This is a genomic window from Burkholderia crassaminum (genome assembly GCF_964265005.1).
Lineage (GTDB): Bacteria > Pseudomonadota > Gammaproteobacteria > Burkholderiales > Burkholderiaceae > Burkholderia.
This window is the reverse complement of sequence record NZ_OZ183800.1, coordinates 1399010-1423744: the sequence shown is the minus strand read 5'-3', so window position 1 is coordinate 1423744 and position 24735 is coordinate 1399010. Positions and strand designations below refer to the sequence as shown.

Sequence of the window (24735 nt, the reverse complement as noted above, 5' to 3'; positions counted from 1 at the left end):
CAGCGATCGATCTCGATGGACAGCGGCTCGGCGTCGGCCGAGGTCACCAGATGCGTGTGTCCGGTCGCATCGGTTACACCGTGTTCGACTGCACCGTTCGCACGGATGATGCGGTAAGCGCGCCCCGCAATCGGCTCGCCCGTCTGCTCGTCCTTGAGCACGAATGCCTCGTCGAACATCGGCGTACGGGAATCCGGCAACCCGGGTAGTGCCGGCGCGGCAGCCAGCGGCCCCGGAAAGGGATGCGATCCGGCCTTGACGGTGAACTGGCCCGGTGTCTCGATCGTGATGTCACCGCCCTTCAGCGTGATACGGCTCGGCCCTTGCTGGAGGACGATCGCATCCTTCGCCAGTACATCGACACGACTGTCCGTCGACGTGATCCGTACCGACTGGTCCGCCAGTATCTCCATCGCGCCCGTATGCGCCTCGACGCTCACCGGCCCGTGATTCGCGATGATCTTCACCCCGCCCTGCACACCGTACAGGCTCAGCGACTCGCCCGACACGCCGGCGATCGTGGCACGCGCCGCGAAATGGGCGTCGCCCTGCGCCGTCAGATGTACATGCTCGGCCGCGTATGAGATCGCGGTCTTCGGTGTCACCAGCGCCACGTTTTCAGGAGACTCCATCACGATCGCCGGCACCGCGAAGCGCTCGACCGGGTCACCGCCCTCACGCTGCGTTCCGCTCGCCTTGGTCGACGCTTGGCCGTTGACCGCACCCGTGTACTTGCCGTCCTGCTGCGGGTCGATCGCCTTGAGGAAATCCGCCTGCGCGGCGTTTGCGCCGAGGCCTTCGGCCTTTGCATCGACGGCCGTCCCGTGGAGACTCCGGGCAGTCAGGACGGCCTGCTTCAGTTGTCCCACGCTTTCGGCCACGTCCATTTGCGTCGACGTCGCCTCGGAGCGAGCCGTGCTCGACAGCAGCACGCCTTCGCCCGCGCGCACGACATTCCAGCCAGCCGTCGTCAGCTCGAAGCCTTCGCCGCGATACATGCCGCGCGAGGCTCCGTCCTGCGCAATCAGATAGCCTTGCGCCAGCGCACTGTTCGCGACGGCATTGCCGACCTCGTGGCGAAGCTGCCCGGTTGCATCGTCCATCACCCAGCGCGTGCCGGGCTGCCCGTCCAGCGTGCGGGTCTGCACACCGGACAGCGTGCCGGCATGATTTGCATTGCTGCCCTCGCCGGCCGCGAATGGCGGCTGTACGCGCCCGCCGTAGACTTGCCCCAGGACCACCGGCATGTCGATATTTCCGGAATCGAAGCCGATCACGACTTCGGCGCCCACGCGCGGCGTGAAGCTGTGCCCGAAATTCGGTCCCGCCGTCTGCTCGGCGATGCGCGCCAGTACACCGGACCGATGATCGCCCGGCGCATGTCCGGCGGGATTCGAACGGCTCGCGGTATCCGTCAATCCGCCTGGAAGCGGCGCCGTCCCTCGCATCCAGGGAAATTGCACGCGAACCTGATGATCGCGCGTGCTGCTCACCGAACTGTCGGGCTCTCCGACCACGATCGCCGTTTGCACGCCATGCACGACCGGCCTGGCCCGATGGGCCGGCACGATCGGGGTATCGGGCGGGACGGCGACGAAGCGGTTGCGATACAGCCCGTTTTCCAGTTGCCCCTGGCCGAGCAATTGCGCGATCGCCGCACCGAGATTGTTGACGGCCTCGTGGTCGATGCAGAGCGGAACGAACCGGACCGTTTCGTCGAGGTAACCGTCAAGGGTGTACACGCTGCCGGCTTCGAGCGTTCGAATCGAACCGGCACCGCGATGAAGCACCTTGGGTAGCCGAAGGGCGTCGAGACGCTGGGCCGCGTACTGGTCGGCCTGGTCCGAACTGTCGAACCGCCCTGCGCGCTGGCCGTCATAGATCTCGCGGGCCGGCAGGACCGGTGTGTCCGCATCTGCCTGGCTTTGTGCACGGCCGGAAACGGCCACGAGTTGATCCGCCTTCCAGCTCGACACCACCACCCGGTCCGGAACCATCTGATGGCGCTCGGTGAAATAAGTCATCACGCCGTCTGGATCGCCGACGTCCTGAAGATTGTACGGAACGGTGCCCCCCGAGCGCGGCGCGGCATGCGAATCAAAGACGACGAGCGTGTGGTCGCCGGTGGGCGCTTTCCCCGCATCCTGCGCGTGCTCGAACCGGAACGACAGACCGGCCTCCGACAATAGCCGCAACGCGAATTCGTGATCGGTCTCCCGATACTGCCCACGCAGCTTGAACGTCCGCAGTTTCTCCGTCACGTCATAACGACGACGCGCTTCGACATAGTCGCCGAACACGCGCTCGCAAATGCCTTCCGTATCGAGATCCGCGAAGTACAGGCAATTTCGGCGCAAACGCAGGAATGCCAGCCACGACTCCAGCGTCAGCCGGTAGCGTGTCATGCCGCCGTCGCTGTCTGCGTACGCCGCATGCGTCACGTAGCCGTTCCAGCACCGCTCGCCACTGCCCGTCGCCAGACGCAGGCGAGCAGCGCTGCCGATCAGCGGCGCCAGGTCGAGAAACGGTTCGCTCGACAGCAGGTCGATCTCGAACCGGAACGATTCGTTGACGCCCTCCCGACCATGAAAGCGTTCGACCGCGAACTTGCCCGGCATCGCGGTATCGATCTGGATGTGACGGGTCGTCTGGTCGTATCCCGTCAATGCGGCGGTTAGATTCATGACAATGTCCGGTTCTGCTTGCGTCTCATTGGCGCCTTGCTCCACGACACGGCCGCGAACATCGATTCGGCCCATGACCGCCGGGCGAGCGGCAGCGTTCTGCTGTTCAATCGCGTCGTGCCCCGATCATCCGGGCCACGCGAACTTGGACGCGCGGAATTCGTTCAGCTTCAGTTCGCCTTCCCATTGCTCCTGCGGGGTCTCGACGTGCGGCGGCTCCCAGCGCTTGCCGTCCACATAGACCGTTCGCCAGCGCAGATAGCCCCATATGCAATAGGGTTCGCGACCGCCGGCCTGCTGCTGCAGCCCGTTGGTCACCTTCGGATCGGTCAGCACGGCGCTATCGGAAGGCGCCGTGGCGCTCTTGTCCGCACGCGCCTGCTGCGCCGCCTGCATCGCGGCGTCGTAGCGCTTGAGCACATCGCTCTCCTGCGCGGTGAGCGGTGACTGCGGCTCCGGCCCGGGGCTCATGCCGATTCCCGGCCCCAGCGCCAGCGTGTTCGGGTTCATCGTCCGCAAGCCCGGCAATGCACCGGGCAAGCCGGATTCCATCTGCGTTTTCCATACATCATGTGCGCGCGCGTAACCGGCCTGCTTGGCTTTCAGCGCCTGAATCTGCCGGTAGTTCCAGACGTCGTCGTCGTCACCCATCGGCTTGAACCACGCGCGCGAATCATGCATGTAGTTGTCGTATAGCGCGCTGATCGCGTCGGCGAGCGGCACGGTCGAGTTCCAGTCGTCGCGCACCTGCCGCCACTGGTCCCACTTGTCCTGCAGTTGCGCCTGCGCGACCTTCATCGCCCGCTTGCTGACTTCAGCCGTCAGCGGCACCCCGCCCGGTATGACGCCCAGGATCATGATGATTGGCGCGAGCGCCGCGGACGCGACAGCCGCGCCCTTCGGATTGTCGTGCAGCCAGTTCTCGCCATATTTGCCGAAGTAGTAGCGAAGGCTCGGCCCGCCATCCTTCTCGTTCTGCAGCAGATCGTCCCACTCCATCTGCAGTTCCTGATTCGCGCTGTCGAGGTCCGTCGCGTCCTGCGGATAGCCGGCCTGGGCCGCCTTGAAGCCTGGTTGAGCCCGCATGCTCTTGAGCCGCAGCTTCCGCCATCGCAAGTAGTACCCGTAGTGGGCACGCATCAGGCCAGGCGTACCGTGAGACGGATCGTGGTAGCAGCCGGCAGTCGCGTTCACATATGCCGCAAACGCCTGCTTCAGACCGGCGGATATCTTGAACGCATTCGCCGCTTCCGCGGAAACACCCGGCCCCTTGACGTCGAGCGGTACACCGGCTTTGCGTGCTTCGCGGTACATGTCGAGCAACGGAACCTGGGAAAGCTTGTCGGAATCGTCGCGCCCGCGCCCCTGTTCCGCGGGCGCATAGCCACCGCCGACATCGGAGTGCACGCCCGGATACACGATTTCGACGCGACCGTCAGCAGAACGATCGATCAGGTCCAACGGAAACGAACCGCGCGGCTCGTGCGCAGCCACCATGTGAACGCAGCGGCGTACATACGGCGGCACCGCCATCAACTGCCCGCGCCCCCAGCCGCCATGTCCGTCGAACAGCGTGGGCGCCGCGCCCTGCGCGATGCCCACGGACGCCACGGTATCGAAAATGCCGAGAAATTCGTATGAAACCGGCACGCCGCAGAGGTTGAAATTATCGAGCGCGTCCGGCAGCCAGTTGGAAAACGTACGTGCTTCCGCAGAGCCCCGGGAGAATCCGAATACGTACAGCCGGATAGTCCGCAGTGCCGGCTTGCCCTTCACGAGCTTGTCGCCAACGCGGTCCTTGAGTTGCGCCAGCCGCTCGTTCAACACCTTGCGGCGCATCGTGTCCCAGGCTTGCATCGCGGCGGTCCACTTCGACGAATCGACTTCGCTCTTGAGCTGGGCCCAGATCGAGTCGTGCTCCCACGTCAGCTCGTTGATACCGTTTTGCTCGGCGGCCATCAGCTTGAGCGCACCGGCACCCGTGCTGGAGCGGGCCTTGATATCGCCGAGACTGCCCGGCCCGGGTATCGCGCCGCCGGAATCGATGCCCTTGAAATTCATGTCGACACTCATGGACTTCACGAGGTCCTTGTCCTTCACGCCGAGCGCCTCGCTCAGGCCGACCTTGAACGCACATTCGTGCACGACGTTTTGGACCTGCAGCAACGCCCAGTTGATGCGGCCTTCCCCCGCCCATCCTGCGGCGGCGCCTGCCGCCGCCTGCAGCCCTACGCCATGGTCGCCGACCTCGACGACGAAAGGCGTGCCGACGCCCGCGACATAGATCGCCTTGTGATATTTATCCTGCGGGAATGCATCCCAGAGCCGCGCGACGTTGCTGTGCTTGTGCCCCGAACGATCCCGCTCGGCATTGTTGCGCGTGCCATCGAAGAAAATGCCGACGTGCAGCGTCTTGCAGCAGCTCATGCCATCGTCGTCATGAAGCCTGCGGAGAATCGCATCCTGCTCCTCGGGCGTCACGACACTGATATCGGGCCGCTCGGCGGCCGCAAAACGAACACTCATGGCGCAGTCCCCGCAATTCTCTTATCCGGCGCCGGGCAATCACGGCTGCTGTTCAACACCGTAAAGTGCCCCGGACAAGCGTCGCTCGGGGCCTGCAATCCATCCGGAAACGCCGGAGCACCCGGCAACCAGGGAGACGCATATGCCTTGATCCTGTCTCCCGGGAAAAACACGATCCACAGATAGCCGTCCGAGAAGGAACCATACTGCTCGATCGGCACGATCCGGCTTGCCACTGCATTCGGGTCGCGCTTGTACATCTCGTCGTTGCGCCATTCGACCTTGACCGTCAATCCCGGGTGCCACTTCTGCGGAACGGTCACGCAGCACGTGATGTGGCCGCCGGCGCTGCCGATACGGGCGGCCACGTTCCCGCCCCAGGCTCCGTCGACATAGAAGGTACCGATCGGCACGTCCGTGTAGTTCAGCGCATTCAGCTTCAGCCCGAGCCCGGTATCCTCGTCGCCGGGCTGCGCGGCCTCCGCCGCCGTACCGGCCTGCGCCACCGCGTGATCCGTCGCACGAGAACACCCTGCTCCCGTCACGAAGACGGCCAGAAAAACTGCCAGACGAACCACGGCCCTCACCGATCCAGCTCGCAAATTCATCACTCGATTCTCTTGTCAGGATCCCACCCAGCCATGCACGGCATCACGTCGTGCTCCTTTCCGGACCGATTCGCGTCGCGTTCACGCAGATATCGTTGCCGGTACCAGCCACCCGGCCGCCTTGAGTGCGTCCAGTGCCACGCGCGGCGTTTGTGCCGCCAAATCCTTCTTCTCCCACGCATCACGCACGCATGCGTATGCCTGGGACGGTGTCGCTTGCAGTTGCCCGAAAGTATCCGGACGCTGCCGGACATGGAAGAGCAACGTATCGATCTTCGCCGCTTGCCTGAGCGCCGCGACCTGATCCGTGTCGAGGCGGTACGGCGCGGGATCCGTGTCGACGGAATCGCCCCCGGCCATCCCGACGGTTTCGACGTCCAGCGCCATCAACGATCCGGCGCGATCGAATATCCACCACGCATCGATCCCGGCCAGGAAGCGTCGGCGCTGCGGCAACGTCAACACCTTGACCCAGGTCGGCAGGCAACGCGTATCGGCAAGTCTCACGAGGAAGGCCTCACCGTCATCGGCATTTGCTTCCATTTGCCTTCGCAGATGCGACGCGAGTGCATCGGTATCGATCGTCGTGCGCAGCAGGCTCAACATCGGATGCCCGGCGGTATGCCGCAGCAGGTCGGCGCATACGGCCGCCCGCGTTTCCGCGCCATCGGGCAACGACATCAGGCACGGCGAAATCGCCATCAACCCTTCGCCGTCATACACACCCTCGTACAGTGTGACGATCGAACACCCGGAGGACGGTGTGGACAAGCGATCGCGCAACGACGGCACGAAACTCGTGTCCAGCAACGCATGCCAGCGCGTCGACGCCGCAGACGCGTCGAGTACCTGCCGCATCTGCGACAGCGTATCCGTCGGATACGAATCGATCCAGTCACCGATATCCATCGATTTGCTCAGATCGCCTTGCCGGCAAGTGCGCTGCCCGATTGCATCGCGTGCAGCAAGCATTCGACGCAGACCTTCTCGGGAAACTGCGGCAGTTGCGTATCCAGTTGGTCGGGACCGACAAATCCATGCGTCGCAGCGTGCACGGTAAGCGATCCCGGACAACCGAACACGATGTTGCCTCCCTCGATCGTCAGATGTGCACCGCCGCTCACCGCGAGATGCACGGTCTTGCTGGCGGCCAGTTCGACGTTCGCGTTGGCCGACACGACCTTCAGATCCTTCTGCGCATGCAGCGTCATCTGATCGTGCTGCGCCTGAAGATCGAGACCGGACGCGCCGGAGATCACGCTCAGTCCCGCCCCCGATGCTTCGCGTGCGGCCGCGAGCCAGCCGATCCCCTGCCCGCTGTGCATTCGCACGACCTGATTCACCGCCATGTTGATGTCCTGTCCGCTACCGACGGCCAGCGTCTCCCCCGCGGCCCAGTGCAGCGCCTGCCCGGCGAAGATCCCGTGACCACCCTGAGCCGCCATCCCGATGACCGCATCGCCCGTGTGCGGCAACGACTGGCCTGAAGCGCGCTGCCGGGCATCGCTGGCCGCCTGGTCGAAGCCTTTGGCGCCGACGGTCGTCGAAAATGTCTTCGTGAGGGCGTCGACCGGTGCCGATCGATCGTCGAGCATCGATTGCCCCGTCTTTTGCACGCCACGCTGAACGGCAAACGGCACGGTACGATGCGTTTCCGCCGCCTGATCGAACAGGCGGGCGAGCGTTGCTTGCTGCGCGAGCAGCGATTGCAACGCCGACACGTCGCCCGCTGGTTGATCGGGCGTCGTCGCATAACTCGATACGAGCACCCCGCGTGTCCCGCGCACCGCGCCATAGGCATCCGTGCGCAACTCGACGCCTTGTCCGCGGAAACTGCCGAGATAGTTGTCAGCCTGATGACGCAGATGTCCGAGGTTCAATTCGGTCGCCGCATGCGTCGTCGCCATCTGCAGGCGGCCCATCGCATCGCTGTCGTCTGCAACGAGCTGGTTGCCTCCCTGCCCATCGAACCCCTGCGACTTGAAACCGGACAATGCGCCGGCATGATTGTGACCATCGGCGCCGCCGCCAGCGCCGTGCCAGCTCGGGCTGTGGCCGCCGGCAAGATTGCCTTGCGCGCTCGCGGTACGATCGGACGCCTGTCGATACACGGCGGGATTCGGCGGCTGCGCCGGTTCGCCGCCCGGTGTCGGTGCTTCGCCCCCCTCGCCACGGCCGTTGAACAAGCCGCCCAGCACGATCGGACGATGCACGAGCCCGTGCTGAAACTGCACGAGGACTTCCTGGCCGATTCGCTGTGTCTGCTGCAAACCATGCCCGTCGCTCGCGAGCCGCTGCATGCCGCGAGTCGGATAGGTGCCCTGGTCACCCTCGGCCTGCCAGTGGAAGCGAACCCGAATCCGCCCCTGGACGTCGGTATGGAGCGGCCCGGAAGCCCCGGGCTCGCGCTCGCCTTGCGGGCCGACCACCAGCGCGGTCTGCGCGCCCAACGCGGTCGGTACCGGATTGAGTCGCTGCCCGCTCCCGTCCTCGAGCGTCGGTCGCCACGCCTGCCGACGCGGCACGGCTTCAAAACGATTCGCATAACCGCCGGCAGCAGCCTGTGCGGAAATCCGCGCATCGGAACTCGCGGGCGGCGGCATGCCAAGGCCACGCTCGACAAGCGCCATCGCGTTTTTCGGCAGATTGTTCACGCCGGCATGCTCGATTGCCACCAGCAGAAACTCATCGGGTGCCGATCCGTTGTCGCGCCGTGGCCGCCAAGATGGATTCGCGATCCTGAACACGTTGCCGCAGCGTGCCGTTCGCAGCGTGCTGCAGCCCATCCAGAAGCGCGCCCGTGAAACGATCGCCTCGGCCTGCCGACGCGCCACGTCTTCCGCCTGCTGCACGCTCTCGAATGCCTCCGGCCCGACGTCGTCGTAGAGTTCCCGCGCACCGCCCGGATTACCCAGGTTCGCGGACGCGGTCGTCGCCTGATTGCTGCGGTAGTCGCTACTGATCAGCGTAAGCCGGTCGGCCATCAGCGACAACGACTGGCCGATGCCGAGAATCTGGTCGGCGGCTGCGGCCTCGCCGTCGCTCAAACGCTGCGAAATTCCGCCGAGGCGCGCAGATGTTTCGTCATCGGGGAGTTGCGTGCTGTCATCGAAAATCACGAGTGTGTGGCCCGCCGGCGCATCGTCGTCCTCGACAAAACAAAAGCCCAACCCGGCGTCTGCCAACAGTTGCCGAACGAAGCCGAGGTGCGTCTGCGTCCGGTACTGGATCTTGTAATCGAGCAGCCCAAGTGCCTCGATGCGCTTGTCCGCGTCGGCCGTAAAACGCCAGTGGGCAATTTGCTCGTATTCGCCGAATATCGTTCCGAGAATATCGGCGAGCCCCTGCTTCACGAACGTGCGCTGTGTCCGGCCGTGATCCAGTACCGCGAGCCACGGCGCGAGTTGCAGCGCGTAACGCGCCAGCATCCCGTCGAAACCGAGACATCGGGCTTCGACAACCAGTCCGCTGCGCACGGCGAACGATCCGTTCGTCAGCGCACAACGGATCGTCACACGCTGGCCCAGCATTTCCTCGAGATTCAAGCCGGGATCGCGGGACAATCCGTAGACGTCCCAACGGTAGTTTTCCGACAGGCGTTCCTGTCCCGACCAGCACTCGACCTGAAGCCCCGATAGCGGCCCTTGACCTTCGAGGGAATAGAGACGATTAGCGGCGGTGAATAAGTCCGCCACTGAAGACAATTGTGAAGAGACGTCCATGCAATCCCCGCTCTCTCGGGCATCAAGCCTTATCTGCTTTCGAATTGTGATAGCCGAGGATGCAAAAGACGCGCCCCTGTAGCTATAGGTCACCGAATCATCCCGGATACCCAGCATTGGAGTCTGATAATCGTCATCGCTGCATCTGCGCAACGATAAGTCCCCATTTACTGAATATTATTTCGTAGCTTACCATGCGAAAAGTGCGTGCCGAACTCTCCCGTCGGCTTCCAAATGCGAATTAAACAAAATCGACAATCCACCAGCTCGCCTGATTTAAACGGAATGACTGGTTCCGGTAAATTTGAGGCGAAGTCGAGCCAATCCATCCACAAAAACAGGTAATAATTTCCTAAATCGTGGCTTAGCCATATCAGGAGGGATTCATGACACGCCCGTTTATTGTTCTCGGCGACAAACACAGTCATGGCGGCACCGTGACCAGCGCCTCCACCGTTGCCAATATCAAGGGCAAAGGCATTGCCCGGAGAAACGACAAGGTCACCTGCCCGATTCACGGCCCGAACTTCATCGTGGAAGGAGACGACACCGCGATCATCGATGGAAGCGGTGCCGCGCGCGACGGGTATAAAACCGCATGCGGCGCCATTCTGATTGCGGGCCAGTCAACCACGGGCGGCGAGTAAACATGGCAGCCACGCCGCAGAAAGCACTTCCGGTCGCGCGGATTGCAATTGGCGTCGTCGCAACATTCGCCGTGGTCTGGCTGGTTGTCGCCGCCTGCTGGCGGGCGACCTACCACGTCCCGACCGGGACCGATCTTGTGCTGTATGGCCTGGCGCTGCCCGTTGCACTGATCGGAGGAACCGCCTGGTTTCTCGGCAAGATCCGCCTGCTGCGCCAGCCGAAACCCCAGCCTGTTGCGTCCGCCGCATCGGCATCGTCGACGAACCCGGACATGCAGCCCGATTCCGCGATCGCCTTACTGGACACCAGCGTCCGTTTGCCGGCGGGCGACGATACGGACGCGGTGCTCGACACGGCCCTCGCAGAAGCGACAACCCGATTGCACGCCGACCTGAAGCGTGCCGATGGCTCCGGGGTGTTTGCCGGCGTCGTTGCTTCGATCTCGGCGCAAGGCTTCGACGACAGTCTGCTGCCACCAGCGGCCACCGCCGACTGGAGCGATGAACAACGCCGCGCGCTGCTGCTCGCAGCGGATGCAATGGACGACCTGATGCAGCGGCATGCGGCCGCCACGCTGGCGAACGACAATCGCGCATCCAGCCTGCCGCCCTTCAAGCTGCACTTGCTCCTTCCCGCGCGGTGGCAGGCCGTCGCACCGCACCTCGGCGCATGGCTCGATGCCCATGTTGCCCGCAACCGCTGGCGCCCCGGCGTCGAACCTGCACGTATCGTCCCCGTTGCGAGCGCGGTTGATGCCCTGACGGCAATCGATGCGCTGAATCAGGAGATCAACCGGCATCCTTCCGCGCTTCGGCATATTGTCCTGGCTTGCGAATCGCAACTGGATCCGCGCACGATACGTATGCTCGACAGCACCGACAGGCTCTATGGGCAGAAGCACCTCGATGGTTGCATACCGGGTGAAGGCGCATGCGCATTGCTGCTCGCTCATCCGACCGAAGCTTATGCGCAGCCCGCTCCCCATCTCTATCGCGTCGCGGTGGCAGACCGCAACGCCCCCGTCGATCGTTCCGACGCTCAGGAAGACGACGTGCTGCATCGATTGATCGAACAGGCACTCGCCCGGCCCCGGTCTTCCCACCAGGAAACGCCAATCTGTCAGATCGTCTGCGATACCGATCAGCGCAGCAGTTGGCGCACGGAACTCATCGGCGTACTCGAAAAATGGCGCGCGGCCTCACCGTCGGAAGCACCCGCCACTGCACCGTCCATGCTCGGGCTCGCCAACGGGGAGAGCGGCGCGACACTGGTGCTCGGTGCGATCGCCGTCGCCGGCGCTCATCACCTCCGGGAACAGCATCCCGCGCTCGTCATCTCCAGCAGCGATCCGATCGCCCGCGGCGTCGCGCTCGTCGGACCGGCGCCGGTAGACGAACACCACGCCCAGGCCGCCGGCGTCTGACGCGGCGCCCGTATCTCCGACGTCACGCGTCGTCAGAGCAGGAAATCGGTGCCTGGCCGTCGCGGACATCTCAGGAGTTCGCGCCCCCCTTCGCTCGACAACAGCACGAGTTGCGTAAAACCATTCGTGCTGACGTGCAAGCTCAGGAAATCGTCGAGCATCCGCGCAAACGCATAGATGCCCGTGCCGGCGAAATGTGTTTCTTCGATCGTCAGGCGCAACTCGATGCCGCGCACGACACCGGCGCACGGCCCGATGGGCAGCCATGCGGTCGCCGCTTGTTGATGCAGATCGACCACGCCGTCGATCTGATGCACCGCGGCGGCCACCTTCATCGGATTATGGAGGGACAGCAAATCGCGTATGGGCTGGGCGCCGGCCATCAACGCGACGGGGCTGAAGGCCAGTTGCGAAATGAGGCGCCACAACGCCCCATCATCGCGCCTGATGCTTTGAGGCTTCGTCGGCGCATGCAACAGCATGATGCGCCGCGCGAGCGTTCCGCCCTCCATCATCAGGTCGCCGGTCGCTGCGCCATGCTCCAGATGTTCCGCCAGGTCGCGATTGCTGCATGTCAGCTTGAAATCGAGCCCGGGCGGAGGCGGCACGGGTTCGAGCGCACCATTGACGAAGCGCATCACAAGCTCTTGTCCCATGCCACCATGCGCAGCCAGCGTATCGCGACCGGCACACCAGTACGTTGCATGCCGCGTCTCCGGCCGAGCCGCGTGATTCAATGCATGAAGCGACTCGAACCTCGTGACCGCCGCGCCTTGCGGCGTTTCCCGTGTCTGCTCGACCGCATCGACCGAGTACACCTGATAACCATGGATATTCTGCTCGTCCACCACGAGCGGGCATGCATCCGTGGCGGACGCCCCATCGAAGGCGCCAGAGAGCTTGCCCGCCGTATTGAACAAATTGACGACCGGGGTACATCCGAGCAGGATGTTTTCCGCGCCGAGATTCTCGAGCGCGCGAGCCGCCGGTGAATCGGCCATCACGTCCTTGAGCAGGATGTGCAGGGTGAAGTGTCGGCCGCCGATCCGCCCGATTTGCCGCAAATCGCAATCGAAGAAGCCGAACTTCTCCGGATACGCAAAATACTCCGTGAGAAACAGATAAGCCGGATTCGATTTCTCCGGAAACGGAATCAAACCATCCTCGCGCCGCAATCCGGCAAGCGTGAACGGCACCTGTTCGAGCGTCACCCACTTTCCGCTGCGATCCGGCTCCACGTATGCCCGTAATGCATGCATCGACAAGGCATCCCGCAACGCTGCGCACAGCAAGGGGGTGCCCTGCGTATACAGGCGAATCGAATCGAGATTCAACGCTTCGAGCGACGCATGCGCCGATTGAATCGAGAACGTCAACGAGATCTGTGACGCAGTCTGCGGCGGCACACGAAGCGCCCGCGGAGCCTGTGCAACCGCTTCGAAGCGCGCGTCGACCAGCTGCAACGGTGACAACGCGACATCGTATGCTGTCCGAAACATGATCTTCGTACCGCGCACCGGCCGGCTGTACAACTGCGTCCCCCGGCGAACGACGGTCGCTGACGACATCCGCGACGCTCGACCGGCATCGACGTCGAAGCGCACGATGGAGCATGACGGAAACGGCCGCAAGTAATGCGGATACATCGTCTCGATCAGCCCCTCGGCAAATTCGGGGTAGTTGTCGTCGATACGTCGGGTGGCGCGAGCCGCAATGAACGCGAACGCCTCGAACATGCGCTCGACGGAATGGTCGCCGCCGTCTTTATCCGTGCCTCCGGCCAGCAGCAGGCGACTCGCCACCTTCGGATAATCGGCGGCAAATTTACGCGCCCTCTGGCGCAACAGCGTGAGCTCTCTTTCGTAGAAAGGCAGCAGGTCTTCCATGCGCTATGACCCAAGAATCCGATTCTTGTCTCAATCAGCGGTATCTCAACCAACCGAAGCCGCTTCGTTTGTTGAACCCGAGTTTACTGCACACTGACGTCGCACCAGCACACCGCAGCGCATCTTCACCGCCGCTCGTACTCCGTACTTTCCCTCATCCTCCCCATCCAGATAGGCGCATGGACACGTCACGGTACGGACCGTGCCGGGGCAAAGCGGCAACACGACATCACGCGAATCTCGGCGCCCCCCTCCGGGCGAACTCCCGGAAGCCCGCAGGATCGGCGGCAATCCGGCTCGGCGCATCCGGTCGATTGCCGGCCGAGGCCACGCAAGCCGATTGGCGGCGCGGCACTTACCTCACGCACCAATAGCGCGACGCAAAAAGCCTGGTGGATCGGCACAATGCCCTCCCCTAAGCGTTGCGCGGCGGCGCTCCTTCGGTGCAGGCGACGCTGTCCGACACCACGTACTCGACATTGCCTCGCTTGAACATCCAGTCGGTGCCGACGCACGGGTCGGTACCCGCCGTTTCCTCCGTGCCGCCGTGCACCTCGACGTCCGGTGTGCGATCGACCGCACGCGGTTCGTTCCAGGCCCGTTCGTTCAGCGTTCCGTTCGCGGCATGACCGATCACGCGGTGATGCTTGCCGGTATCGCAGATGAATCCGTCATGAGCGGCTTGCGCACGGGCGGCGGCGCTCGCCGGCAACGCACATGCGATGCCGGCGAGCGCAACGAATCGGTAAGACGTACACCTGTTCGGTCGGGAAGAGAAATGAAATCGGATGCAATACGGTAGCGGAAATCACCGGCGACGGGTGACGCAACCCGCGCGCCCTGCCGCCCGCACGTCAGTCCCCGCCCACCCGCTCCGCAATCGCCGACAGCATCCGCAACATCGGCTCGAACGTGTCGGCCGACGTATTGCCGAAACCGAGCACGAGCCCGTTACCCGCCGATGCCGCATCGATCGAAAAGCCGGACAGCGGAAACGGCCCGATGCCATGCGCACGCGCCGCGTCGACGATCGCACGATCGCGATAGCGCGCCGGCATCCGCAACGTGAGATGCAGCCCGCACGGCCCGCCCTCGATCTGGTGCGGCACGCTCAGGCTGTCGTCAAGCGCGGCGAGCAGCAACCGCCGCCGGTCGCGGTACAGCCGGCGCATGCGGCCGAGATGGCGGCCGTACTCGCCCGTCTCGATGAAATCCGCCAGCGCGAGCTGCACATGGCGCGTTCCGCCGCGCAGCATCTCCGGCAGCACCGGTCGCACTGCGGCCAGCAGCGCGTCGGGCAGTACGATAAAACCGATGCGCAGCGCCGGGAACATCGTCTTGCTGAACGAGCCGAGATAGACGACGGGCGAATCGGGTGCGAGCCCGTGCATCGCGCCGATCGGCTCGCCGGTGTGACGGAATTCGCTGTCGTAGTCGTCCTCGATGATCCACGCGCGATGGCGGCGCGCGGCATCGATCAGCGCGAGCCGGCGCGAGATCGACAGCACGGCGCCGGTCGGGAACTGGTTCGACGGCGTCGTATAGACGAGGCGCGGCGTCCGCTCACGCCAGTCGTCTGCTTCCACGCGCAGCCCTTCCGCGTCGACCGGCATCGGCACGACGTCGAGGTCGGCCGCCTGCATCGCGGTGCGCGCGCCGCGATAGCCGGGCTCCTCGACCCACACCGTATCGCCCGGATTCGTCAGCAACTGCGCGCACAGCGCGATCGCACCCTGTGCGCCTTCCGTGATCACGATCTGCTCAGGGTCGCAGCGCACGCCGCGCGTCACGGCGAGGTGGCGCGCGATCGATTCGCGCAGCGTGCGCTCGCCGAGCGGGTCGCCATAGCCGAGCAGGTCGCGGCCACTGCGGCGCAGCGCGCGGTCGATCGCGTGGCGCCACGCGTCCACCGGAAAATGCGTGAGCGCGGGCACGCCCGGCCGGAAGCCCTCCGATTCGCCGGTGCCGATGCGGCTCGGGCGAATCCGGTCGAGCCGCTGCGCGACGGCGGGCGGCGTGGCACGCCGGCGCGGCGGCGCCGGCCGCGACAACCCGACGACACGCGTGCCGCGGCGGTCGGATTGCAGGAAACCTTCGGCAACGAGCTGCTCGTAGACGGCGGCCGTCGTGTTGCGCGACACGCCGAGCGTCTCGGCCAGCGCGCGCGTGCCGGGCAGCCGCGTGCCGGCCGGCATCGCGCCGCCGAGAATTGCGTCGCGCACGCGGCGCAGCAACTGGCGCTGCAGCGAAGGCGCGCCCGGCGTGCGCGCCAGCGGCGCGTCGAGCGGTAGCAACGGCGCGTCGCCGGAAGGAAGGACAGTCGTCATCGGAGCATCGCAGCGTAAAAATGTCGGAACGTGGCGGACGGCCAGTTGTGGACGGCCGGTTGCGGACGGCTAGTTGTGCACGGCTGGTGAAGAACGGCTCGTGGTTCCGCCCCCTAAGTTCATGGCACCATAAATTTCCCGATCTGTGGCGCTTCTCATGGTACCTCGCCACGACTACGATCGTCTGCATCCCGGCATGTCGCCGGCCGCCAACCGAAGCGAGATCGACCTTGTCCACGCTCACCAACGCTTTCCAGCAATCCATTGGCCACCCCGTTCCCGACTGGTCCGCGCGCCCGCGCCCGGAGCGCATCGTGCTCGAAGGCCGCTACTGCCGGCTCGAACCGCTCGACGCCGAGCGCCACGCGGCCGACCTGTACGCCGCCTACGCACAGGCACCGGACGGCAGCGACTGGACCTATCTCGCACACGGCCCGTACGCAGACGAATCGAGCTACCGCGACTACGCGCGTACCGCGCAGGCGAGCGCGGATCCGTTGCACTACACGGTGATCGACCTCGCCACGGGCCGCGCGGTCGGCACGCTCGCGCTGATGCGCATCGATCCGGCCAACGGCGTGATCGAGGTCGGCTCCGTCACGTTCTCGCCGCTGCTCAAGCGCACGCCCATCTCGACCGAAGCGCAGTTCCTGCTGATGAAGTACGCGTTCGACACGCTCGGCTACCGGCGCTACGAATGGAAGTGCGACGACCTGAACGTGCCGTCGCGCAAGGCCGCCGCACGGCTCGGCTTCCGCTACGAAGGCACCTTCCGGCAGGCGATCATCTACCGCGGCCGCAATCGCGACACCGCGTGGTTCTCGATCATCGACGGCGAATGGCCGGATGTCCGCGCCGCGTTCGACGCGTGGCTCGCACCGGAAAACTTCGACGCGCAAGGCGGGCAGCGCCAGTCGCTCACCGCGATCCGCCATGCGCAGGCGAGCGCGCGCGATGCGGCGAGCCGCGCGCACGACGCGACGCGCGTCACGGTGCGCCCGCTCGTCGCCGCCGACGAAGCCGCGTGGCGCCCGCTGTGGCAGGGTTATCAGAAGTTCTACGAGACCGCGCTGAGCGACGCGGTGTTCGCGACGACGTGGGCCCGCCTGATGGATCCTGCCGAGCCGATGTTCGTGCTCGGCGCATTCGACGCCTCGGGTGCGCTGGTCGGGATCGTGCATTCGATCTACCACCGCTCGTGCTGGACCGAAGGGCCGTATTGCTACCTGCAGGACCTGTACACCTCGCCCGACGCCCGCGGGCAAGGCGCAGGCGGTGCGCTGATCGAGGCCGTGTACGAACATGCCCGCGACGCCGGCGCGAGCCGCGTGTACTGGCTCACGCACGAAACCAACACGACCGCGCGCGCGCTGTACGACAAGCTCGCGAACAACGCCGGGTTTATCCAGTACCGGCACGACGTGAAGAAATAACGTTGCACCGCGGCCGGCCGGCGTTCAGCCGTGAACGTCGGCCGGAGCGTGTGCGTCGTCGTCCTCAGCCGTGGCACCACACGCCACGCCGGTTGCACCCGGCACCGACGCCGGGCAGATCATCTCGTCGCCATTGGCCGGCACGGGCCGCCGCACCGGCCGGAACACCGGCTCGCCCGGCTCGATCGGCTGCCCCGAGATCGCGCAACGGCCCGGCTGCAACGCGACGCGCAAGCGCCAGCGCTGTTCGCCGTAATGGCAGCGGCCGCTCTCGACCCAGCGAATCAGCAATGCATTGTCGCCGGCCTCCAGCACCGTGACGAACAGTTGCGGGCGCAACGGTGAGACGGCCGCCGCGGCGTGCTCGGGCACCGGCGCTCCGCCGAGCGTCACGAGCGGATACGCGACGCCGCCACACGGCGGTATCGCATCGTGTTCGACCCATGCCGGCGCATCGCTCGGCGCGTCTTCTTCGCAAATCAGGCTTTCCATGGTGTTGAGCATGCTTGACGGATTTCCGTGCAGGTTGAACGGCGCCGCGCTTAGCGCCGGCCCATCGGTTCGCGCAGCAGCGACAGGCCGATCGCCGCGCCGGTGACGGCGGCCGCGAGCATCAGTCCGATGCCGCCCGACCAGCCGAACGCACCGACGATCGCGCCGATCGCCAGCGGCCCGATCACCTGTCCGAGATAGTTGCCCTGCACGACCCAGCCGATGCTGAGCGGCGCCAGCGACGGCGTCGGCGCCGAGCCCGGCGCACACGCGAGGATCGTCGCCGGCAGCATCCCCGCGATCGCCGAGAACGCAAAACCCAGCGCGACCGCGAGCGGTGCAGGCGTGGCCGCGCTGAAGAGCCCTGCGCCGGCCGCGCCGATCGCGACCGACGTCGCAGCCATCACGATCCCCGGACGTGCGCCGCGCGACAGCAACCAGCCGGCCGTCAGGTTGCCGATCACGCACGCGGCGACGATCGCCGCGCTGATCACCCCCGCCGCGCCGACCGCGACGCCGAGGCGCTGCATCAGGAAAACCGGCAGGAACGTCATCACCGCGAAGAACTGCACGTTGTAGGTGGCGAAACCCAGCGCGAGCAGCGTGGTCGACCGCGACGCGAGCACGTCGCGCAGCGCGGGGCCGATACGCGGCGCGTCCGCCTGCCGCGACGGCGCCTCGGCGGATGTCGTGACGGGCACCGCAGCCGCCGCAACGAGCGTCAGCACCGCGGCCGCGAGCCAGCCGTTGCGCCAGCCGCCGAGCAGCGGCCCGACCAGCATCGACAGCGCCATGCCCGCGGGCATGAACGTGCTCCACAGCCCGAACGCGAAATTGCGCCGCTCGGGCGGCGTCACCCGATTCAGCACGGCCGGCGCGGCGACCACCACGATCACGAAACCGAGCCCCTCGACGAAGCGCGTGGCCAGCAACAGCGCGAAACTGCCGGCCCAGGCGCCGGCGACACTCGACAAACCGAGGATGACGAGGCCCGCGATCAGCAGCAGCCGGTCGCCCCAGCGCCGCACCAGCAGGCCGGCCGCGATGCCGCCGAACACGCCGACGAACGGAAACACCGACATGATCCCGCCCAGCGAAGCCAGCGAGCCGCCGAACTCGTGCTGCAGCGACGGCAAGCCGATCGTCGCCTTGCCGACGTGCAACGCCGACACGATGCTCGCCAGCACGACGTTCGCGACGGCGGCCCGGTAGCTGCGCGACGGCAGCGTGGCGGCATCGGCCGCGACAGGCGATTCGATCATCTCCACTCCCGTTGAAGCGGCCGCGTGCAACGGGATGCATCACGCGTCCGCGATCGGACTGGCGCACATGATACAAATTGAAGTTAACTTCAAGTAAAGGGGTAAGTGCGCAACGATCCGTTTCGCCGATCGCGGCAATGGGCCCAATCGGCCCGCATGGCGGCGTGCGGCCGCCTGATCTAAGCTGTCGGCTTCGCCCCGACGACGTTGCGCCCGCCCGCATGCCGACCGCCTCTCCCGCCCCCGACGCCCCGCTTCCGCTCGACGCAGCCTGGTCGACCTTCCGCCGCCGCAAGGCCGCCGTGCGCACCTTCATCGCCGGATACTGCGCCGCACGCGACCGGCGCGATGCGCCGCTGCACGACAGCCCGGACGGCCACGTCGTGCGGTTCGACACTGGCATGGGGCGGCCCTTCGAGCACTTCGTGATCGACGGTGCGCCCGCGTACGGCGACGGCCCGTTCACCGTCGGCGCGTGGATCACGCGCTACGGCGCCGCGCCGCTACCGCCCGCACTGGAAGGCAGGACACGCCGGTTGTCGGACGAGCATTTCATGGCCGCCGACATCGGCATGCTGTCCGGCGACGATGCCCTCGCGCAGGCGCTCGCCTGCCACCTGCCGGGCGACGTTGATACGTTCAATGCGATCGCCCCGTTCCCGCCGTTCCAGCCGAATCCGGCCGCATTCCTGTTCGCGCACCGCCTGGACGGGCAGGTCGCCGCCACCGCGCGCTACGGCTTTGCGTCGGCGCACGATATCGTCGTCGACCGCGTCGGCACGGCAGACGCGTACCGCCGCCGGGGCCTCGCGATGCAGTTGCTTGCCGCGATCGTCGCGCACGCACGGCAACGCGGCGCACAGCGCGTGTGGCTCGTGTCGACCGAGGCCGGTCTGCCGCTGTACCGCGCCGCCGGATTCACGCGGCTCGCACCGGTCGCGGTCGACGAAATCGTCGCCTGAACGCGCGTCGAGACGCGCCGTGCATCGCCGCGTGTCTCGCGATTCGTCTCATTACGGTGAGACGAACGTCCCAGCGTCTCATCGGTGTGCCGTACAGCGGTCGCAGCAAACTTCGCACCACTCCCGCATCGAATCGTTCCCTGTCAACGAACAGGCGAATGATGCGTCGCATCACGCACGCTCCGTTGAATCGCCCCCCGGCGCACCCGCTCGAGCTGGCCCCGTTCCTGCATACCGGTCGATCGCGCAATCGCGCGACGGGCGCATCGGCAACCCTGCCGCGTGCCCGACGACAACCTGACGGAGACAGCAACGTGAGTACACCGGCATCGACCACCGCCCCCAGCATGAAAGCCGCCGTCTGGCACGGCCGCCACGACATCCGCGTCGAACAGGTTCCCGTTCCGGAGCGCCCGCCGGCGGGCTGGGTCACGATTCGCGTGCACTGGTGCGGGATCTGCGGCTCCGACCTGCACGAATACGTCGCGGGGCCCGTCTTCATCCCGGTCGACGCGCCGCATCCGCTGACGGGCCTGAAGGGCCAGTGCATCCTCGGCCACGAGTTCAGCGGCGAGATCGCCGAACTCGGCGCGGGCGTGACGGGCTTCGCGCTCGGCGACCGCGTGACTGCCGACGCCTGCCAGCATTGCGGCACCTGCTGGTATTGCAGGCACGGGCTGTACAACATCTGCGAGAACCTCGCGTTCACCGGGCTGATGAACAACGGCGCGTTCGCCGAATTCGTCAACGTGCCGGCCGAGTTGCTGTACAAGCTGCCCGACGGTTTCCCGACCGAGGCCGGCGCATTGATCGAGCCGCTCGCGGTCGGGCTGCATGCGGTCAAGAAGGCCGGCAACATCGTCGGGCAGACCGTCGTCGTGGTCGGCGCGGGCACGATCGGCCTGTGCACGATCATGTGCGCGAAGGCTGCGGGCGCCGGGCGCGTGATCGCGCTGGAAATGTCCGCCGCGCGCAAGCAGAAGGCACTGGAAGTCGGCGCGAGCGTCGTCATCGATCCGAAGACGTCGGACGCGATCGCGGAAGTCAAGGCGCTGACCGGAGGCTACGGCGCCGATGTGTCGTTCGAGTGCATCGGGCACACAGCCACCGCGAAGCTCGCGATCGACGTGATCCGTAAGGCCGGCAAGTCCGTGATGGTCGGCATCTTCGAGGAGCCGGCACCGTTCAACTTCTTCGACATCGTGTCGACCGAGAAGGAAGTGATCGGCTCGCTCGCGTACAACGGCGAATTCGCGGACGTGATCCGCTTCATCGCCGACGGCCGCATCGACGTGCAGCCGCTCATCACCGGGCGCATCGCGCTCGGCGACATCGTCTCGCACGGCTTCGAGGAGCTGGTCAACCACAAGGACCGGAACGTGAAGATCATCGTTCAGCCCGCCGTCGCCTGACCGCTCGCGCGGCCGCGGCACCGATTCGCGCCGCGGCACGCTTGCTGCGATGTCCCCCTGAAGCGTCGCCCCTGCACGGGCGGCGCGCCTGCCTGCCGTTCCCGCCCAGCGCCCCCTTCTTGCTGCCGTGCCGCCATCGTCCGAAGCGGACTCGATGCCGCGTCTCGCGGCAGACACGACGATCAAAAACATTCGCAATCCAAACCATCTGTGCTAATGCGCCACTAGCTCAATGCTTGATCAGGGTTTCTCCGGATCGAGCGCGATTCGTCCGGTGTCGACAGGACACTGACGCAAGGCGATCCTGTGCCAGGCGCGATCCGGCCTCCCGGCCGGGATCGTTGCCGCCCCGCGAAGGCGGCCCCCACACAACCTTACGGCGTCACAACGCCGACAGGCCGAGAATACAGGCCCACCCGGGATAGCTTGCAAACATGGTGTGTCATGAATCGTTCATTCTCGTTTAGCCGGGAACGCGCATATAACATTCGATCGCTGACGATCCAGCAGAAGACGCATATCGGCTTCGCACTCGTCACCACGCTGCTGGCCTTGCTCTGCGGCACGATCATCTGGGGGAGTGTCCGGCAATACCGGCAGGAGAACGCCGACCTGCAGAGCTTCGACTTCGTCCGCGGTGCCATGAGCGCCGCCAACGTGATCTCGGCCGAACGCGGCCCGACGAACGACCTGCTGGTTCGCCTGCAGGACGACGGCGCCACCGAGGTCCGCAACCTGCTCGCCGCGCGCGCGCGTTCCGACCAGGCGCTCGAACAGTTTCGCGCCGGCATCGCGCAAGCGGCCGTGCTCAACGACCGCGAGCGCAGCAACCTGCTGCATGCACTCGACTCGGTCCGGATGACGCTCGCCGATGCGCGTGCCGAAGTCGATGCGCTCGACGCGCGGCCGCTCGCGTCGCTCACCGTTCACGATATCCAGCACGCGCAGGCGCGCCTGTTCCGGATCGTCGACACGCTGTCGCTGCTGATCGACGGCGCGATGACCGACACGGCGATGCGCGACCCGCACACGTCGGGTGCGATCCTGCTCGCGCGGCTCCTCGGCGCTCTCAGGGAATACGCAGGCCGCACGGGCTCGCTGCTCATCGCGCCGATGTTCGCGCGGCAGGCGCTCGATCGCACGCAGTTCGCGGACATCATGCGAATGCGCGGCCGCATCGAGCAATTGCGTGCGCTGATCGACGGCGCGATCGGCACGCAGCTCGACGACCCGGACGTGGCACGCGAATATGCGCAGCTCAACGCGGCCTTCGACGCGCACATCCTGCCACTCGTCGACGCGACCGTCGCCAGCGGCCGGAACGGTGCCTATGCGATGGGCGCGGCCGATTTTTCCCGCGCGATCGTGCCGCATTTCCGGCCGAGCGAGCTGCTGCGCGACCGCGTGATCGACCTGGCCCGGCGTCGCGCAATCGGCGACCGGAACGCCGCACGGATCAGGGTCGGCGTGTCGGCGTTCGCCACGACACTGTGCATCGCGATCCTGGTCTCGCTCGCGCGCGGCATGCAGCGGCTGCTGTCGAAGCCGCTCGATATGCTCGGCCGCCGGATCGTCGCGCTCAGCAACGGCGATACGTCGCACGTCGCGATGCCGCGCGGCATCGGGCCCGAGATCGCGCGGATCCATGACGCGCTGGAAACGTTGCGCAACGCGACCGTCCGCCGCGACATGCTCGAGCGCCAGCGCAACGACATGTTGACGCTGTTTTCGCACGACATGCGCGCCCCGCTGACATCGCTGATCATCCTGATCGACACGCAGGCGCGGCGGGCGGGCGATGCGCAGATGAAGCAGCAGTTCGCGAGAATCGGCAAGCTTGCGCGGCACACGCTGGCGATGGCCGACGGTTTCGCCCAGCTCTCGCGTGCGGAGGCCAGCGAATACGAGCGTGTGCCGGTCAACCTCGCCGACCTGATGAACGAGGCACGCGACGCGGTGTGGCCGCTCGCGCACCGGAAATCCATGTCGATCGACGACGTACCGCGCCGCGACGACACGATCGTGCAGGGCGACCCGGCGCTGCTGTCGCGCGCGCTGATCAACCTGCTGGACAACGCCATCAAGTACAGCGCGCCACTGACGAGCGTCGAATGCAAGGTCGAGCCGGGCGCCGACGGCAAGACCGTGCGCTGCACGATCCGCGACAGCGGGTGCGGGATCGGCAGCGCGGACCAGACGCGGCTGTTCGAGCGCTACCGGCGCTTTCGCACCGCCGGCCAGCCGGAAACCAGCGGCGTCGGGCTCGGCATGGCGTTCGTCAAGGCAGTCGTCGAACGGCACGAAGGCAACATCCACGTGCACAGCGTCGTGCAGCAGGGCACCACGGTCACGATCACGCTGCCGGCCGCGGCGGCTCCGTGACGACGATGCTGGCGGTGCCGGCGGTGTTGGCGGTGTTGGCGGTGTTGGCGGTGTTGGCGGTGTTGGCGGTGTTGGCGGTGTTGGCGGTGTTGGCGGTGTTGGCGGTGTTGGCGGTGCTAGCGATGCCGGCTGCAAACGGCCGACGCCGTGCCGCAGCCCCGTACCATTCTTCTATATACTGAACCGAACCCTTTTCGGGGCAGCCGGGGGCCACCACGCCCTTTGCGCGTTCGCCCCAACCTGCGTGGAATTGCTCACCGTGAAACCGCGAGCCGGACTGATTCTCGAACTCTTCGTCAACCTGGTGCTGCCCTGGGTTGCCTACCGGGCCGCGCAGCCGTATTTCGGCGAAACCGGCGCACTGTACGCGTCGGCGGTCCCGCCGATCATCTGGTCGATCGTCGAATTCATCCGCTCGCGCCGCGTCGATGCGGTGGCGGCCATCGTGCTGCTCGGCATCGCGCTGTCGATCATCGGGATGGCGCTCGGCGGCAGCCCGCGCACGCTGCTGATGCGCGAATCGCTTGCGTCGGGCACGATCGGCATCGTGTTCCTGCTGTCGCTGTTCCGCGAACGCCCGCTGATCTTCTATCTCGCCCGCGCCACCGTGGCCCGCGAGATGGATGGCGGCGCCGCACATTTCGAAGCGGTCTGGGACGCGCAGCCGGGGCTGCGGCAGATGCTCCGGCGGATGACCTTCATCTGGGGCGCGTTCATGACGCTGGAAATGCTGCTGCGCCTCTGGATGGTCGTGAGCTGGCCGGTCGAACGCGTACTGGTCGTGTCGCCGATCATCGGCTACACCGTGTTCGGCTGTCTGCTGACGTGGACATTCTGGTACCGGCGGCGGATGCGTGTGCGCAACAGCGTTCACATCCCGGGGCGCGACGGCGTCACCGAAACCGCCGGCCGCTGACGGCGCCCGGCCGGCACGACCGGACGGCTGCTGTATGATGCGCGGCGTCTCG

General features: G+C 66.0%; 17 protein-coding genes and 1 pseudogene. 8 read left to right on the top strand and 10 right to left on the bottom strand.

The features are described 5' to 3' along the window. Positions 1-11 precede the first annotated feature (11 nt). The 5 genes and pseudogenes from ACPTTF_RS23430 to ACPTTF_RS23410 form a co-directional block, all read right to left on the bottom strand. A pseudogene (locus ACPTTF_RS23430) lies at positions 12-2684 on the bottom strand (type VI secretion system Vgr family protein); the annotation flags it as partial. 126 nt (positions 2685-2810) lie between these two features. Further along, positions 2811-5210 carry a T6SS phospholipase effector Tle1-like catalytic domain-containing protein gene (locus ACPTTF_RS23425; protein ID WP_423368407.1) on the bottom strand — a complete coding sequence of 800 codons (2400 nt, stop codon included), beginning with the start codon at positions 5208-5210 and terminating at the stop codon, positions 2811-2813. Further along, positions 5207-5818 (bottom strand): DUF3304 domain-containing protein, encoded by a 612-nt coding sequence (locus tag ACPTTF_RS23420; protein ID WP_423368406.1) that lies wholly within the window; start codon positions 5816-5818, stop codon positions 5207-5209. Before ACPTTF_RS23420 ends, ACPTTF_RS23425 begins: the two co-directional genes overlap by 4 nt. A gap of 81 nt (positions 5819-5899) precedes the next feature. Then, positions 5900-6727 (bottom strand): DUF4123 domain-containing protein, encoded by an 828-nt coding sequence (locus ACPTTF_RS23415; RefSeq protein WP_243771521.1) that lies wholly within the window; start codon positions 6725-6727, stop codon positions 5900-5902. Positions 6728-6735: 8 nt separating this feature from the next. Then, complete coding sequence (locus ACPTTF_RS23410) at positions 6736-9540, bottom strand: type VI secretion system Vgr family protein (RefSeq protein WP_423369859.1); 2805 nt, start codon at positions 9538-9540, stop codon at positions 6736-6738. Between the two features lie 386 nt (positions 9541-9926). Here ACPTTF_RS23410 and ACPTTF_RS23405 point away from each other — a divergent pair, with 386 nt between their 5' ends. Beyond that, on the top strand, positions 9927-10187 hold the full coding sequence (locus ACPTTF_RS23405) for a PAAR domain-containing protein (RefSeq protein WP_166951917.1): 261 nt from the start codon (positions 9927-9929) through the stop codon (positions 10185-10187). 2 nt (positions 10188-10189) lie between these two features. Then, on the top strand, positions 10190-11611 hold the full coding sequence (locus ACPTTF_RS23400) for a hypothetical protein (protein WP_423368405.1): 1422 nt from the start codon (positions 10190-10192) through the stop codon (positions 11609-11611). A gap of 32 nt (positions 11612-11643) precedes the next feature. Here the strand turns inward: ACPTTF_RS23400 and tssF are convergent, their stop codons facing one another. From tssF to ACPTTF_RS23385, 3 genes are all read right to left on the bottom strand, one after another. Then, positions 11644-13497, bottom strand: coding sequence for a type VI secretion system baseplate subunit TssF (tssF, locus tag ACPTTF_RS23395; protein ID WP_423368404.1), 1854 nt, complete (start codon positions 13495-13497; stop codon positions 11644-11646). A 415-nt stretch (positions 13498-13912) separates the two neighbouring features. Then, positions 13913-14134, bottom strand: coding sequence for a hypothetical protein (locus ACPTTF_RS23390; RefSeq protein WP_423368403.1), 222 nt, complete (start codon positions 14132-14134; stop codon positions 13913-13915). Positions 14135-14351: 217 nt separating this feature from the next. Continuing rightward, complete coding sequence (locus ACPTTF_RS23385) at positions 14352-15824, bottom strand: PLP-dependent aminotransferase family protein (protein WP_423368402.1); 1473 nt, start codon at positions 15822-15824, stop codon at positions 14352-14354. Positions 15825-16054: 230 nt separating this feature from the next. Between ACPTTF_RS23385 and ACPTTF_RS23380 the strand changes: the two genes are divergently transcribed. After that, the gene (locus ACPTTF_RS23380; RefSeq protein WP_423368401.1) at positions 16055-17257 is read left to right on the top strand and encodes a GNAT family N-acetyltransferase; all 1203 of its coding nucleotides are present in this window, start codon (positions 16055-16057) and stop codon (positions 17255-17257) included. A gap of 24 nt (positions 17258-17281) precedes the next feature. Here the strand turns inward: ACPTTF_RS23380 and ACPTTF_RS23375 are convergent, their stop codons facing one another. Together ACPTTF_RS23375 and ACPTTF_RS23370 are read right to left on the bottom strand one after the other, a co-directional pair. Then, positions 17282-17761 carry a DUF3331 domain-containing protein gene (locus ACPTTF_RS23375; protein ID WP_423368400.1) on the bottom strand — a complete coding sequence of 160 codons (480 nt, stop codon included), beginning with the start codon at positions 17759-17761 and terminating at the stop codon, positions 17282-17284. A 38-nt stretch (positions 17762-17799) separates the two neighbouring features. Beyond that, positions 17800-19011: a CynX/NimT family MFS transporter gene (locus tag ACPTTF_RS23370; protein WP_423368399.1), complete on the bottom strand. Its 1212-nt coding sequence runs from the start codon at positions 19009-19011 to the stop codon at positions 17800-17802. Positions 19012-19232: 221 nt separating this feature from the next. Here ACPTTF_RS23370 and ACPTTF_RS23365 point away from each other — a divergent pair, with 221 nt between their 5' ends. From ACPTTF_RS23365 to ACPTTF_RS23345, 5 genes are all read left to right on the top strand, one after another. After that, positions 19233-19973, top strand: coding sequence for a GNAT family N-acetyltransferase (locus ACPTTF_RS23365; protein ID WP_423368398.1), 741 nt, complete (start codon positions 19233-19235; stop codon positions 19971-19973). Between the two features lie 347 nt (positions 19974-20320). Further along, the gene (locus ACPTTF_RS23360; RefSeq protein ID WP_166954070.1) at positions 20321-21385 is read left to right on the top strand and encodes a 2,3-butanediol dehydrogenase; all 1065 of its coding nucleotides are present in this window, start codon (positions 20321-20323) and stop codon (positions 21383-21385) included. Positions 21386-21829: 444 nt separating this feature from the next. Next, positions 21830-23767, top strand: a complete 1938-nt coding sequence (locus tag ACPTTF_RS23355; protein ID WP_423368397.1) for an ATP-binding protein — start codon at positions 21830-21832, stop codon at positions 23765-23767. After that, a complete protein-coding gene (locus tag ACPTTF_RS23350) occupies positions 23764-23949 on the top strand; it encodes a hypothetical protein (protein WP_423391179.1) in 186 nt (61 codons plus the stop codon). Before ACPTTF_RS23355 ends, ACPTTF_RS23350 begins: the two co-directional genes overlap by 4 nt. A 77-nt stretch (positions 23950-24026) precedes the next feature. After that, positions 24027-24683 (top strand): VC0807 family protein, encoded by a 657-nt coding sequence (locus ACPTTF_RS23345; protein ID WP_423368395.1) that lies wholly within the window; start codon positions 24027-24029, stop codon positions 24681-24683. Positions 24684-24735: the final 52 nt, after the last annotated feature.

Coding starts and splice junctions, on each gene's coding strand:
- ACPTTF_RS23425 (WP_423368407.1), bottom strand. CDS start 5,210: ATGAGTGTTCGTTTTGCGGCCGCCGAGCGGCCCGATATCAGTGTCGTG.
- ACPTTF_RS23420 (WP_423368406.1), bottom strand. CDS start 5,818: ATGAATTTGCGAGCTGGATCGGTGAGGGCCGTGGTTCGTCTGGCAGTT.
- ACPTTF_RS23415 (WP_243771521.1), bottom strand. CDS start 6,727: ATGGATATCGGTGACTGGATCGATTCGTATCCGACGGATACGCTGTCG.
- ACPTTF_RS23410 (WP_423369859.1), bottom strand. CDS start 9,540: ATGGACGTCTCTTCACAATTGTCTTCAGTGGCGGACTTATTCACCGCC.
- ACPTTF_RS23405 (WP_166951917.1), top strand. CDS start 9,927: ATGACACGCCCGTTTATTGTTCTCGGCGACAAACACAGTCATGGCGGC.
- ACPTTF_RS23400 (WP_423368405.1), top strand. CDS start 10,190: ATGGCAGCCACGCCGCAGAAAGCACTTCCGGTCGCGCGGATTGCAATT.
- tssF (WP_423368404.1), bottom strand. CDS start 13,497: ATGGAAGACCTGCTGCCTTTCTACGAAAGAGAGCTCACGCTGTTGCGC.
- ACPTTF_RS23385 (WP_423368402.1), bottom strand. CDS start 15,824: ATGACGACTGTCCTTCCTTCCGGCGACGCGCCGTTGCTACCGCTCGAC.
- ACPTTF_RS23375 (WP_423368400.1), bottom strand. CDS start 17,761: ATGCTCAACACCATGGAAAGCCTGATTTGCGAAGAAGACGCGCCGAGC.
- ACPTTF_RS23370 (WP_423368399.1), bottom strand. CDS start 19,011: ATGATCGAATCGCCTGTCGCGGCCGATGCCGCCACGCTGCCGTCGCGC.
- ACPTTF_RS23365 (WP_423368398.1), top strand. CDS start 19,233: ATGCCGACCGCCTCTCCCGCCCCCGACGCCCCGCTTCCGCTCGACGCA.
- ACPTTF_RS23360 (WP_166954070.1), top strand. CDS start 20,321: ATGAAAGCCGCCGTCTGGCACGGCCGCCACGACATCCGCGTCGAACAG.
- ACPTTF_RS23355 (WP_423368397.1), top strand. CDS start 21,830: ATGAATCGTTCATTCTCGTTTAGCCGGGAACGCGCATATAACATTCGA.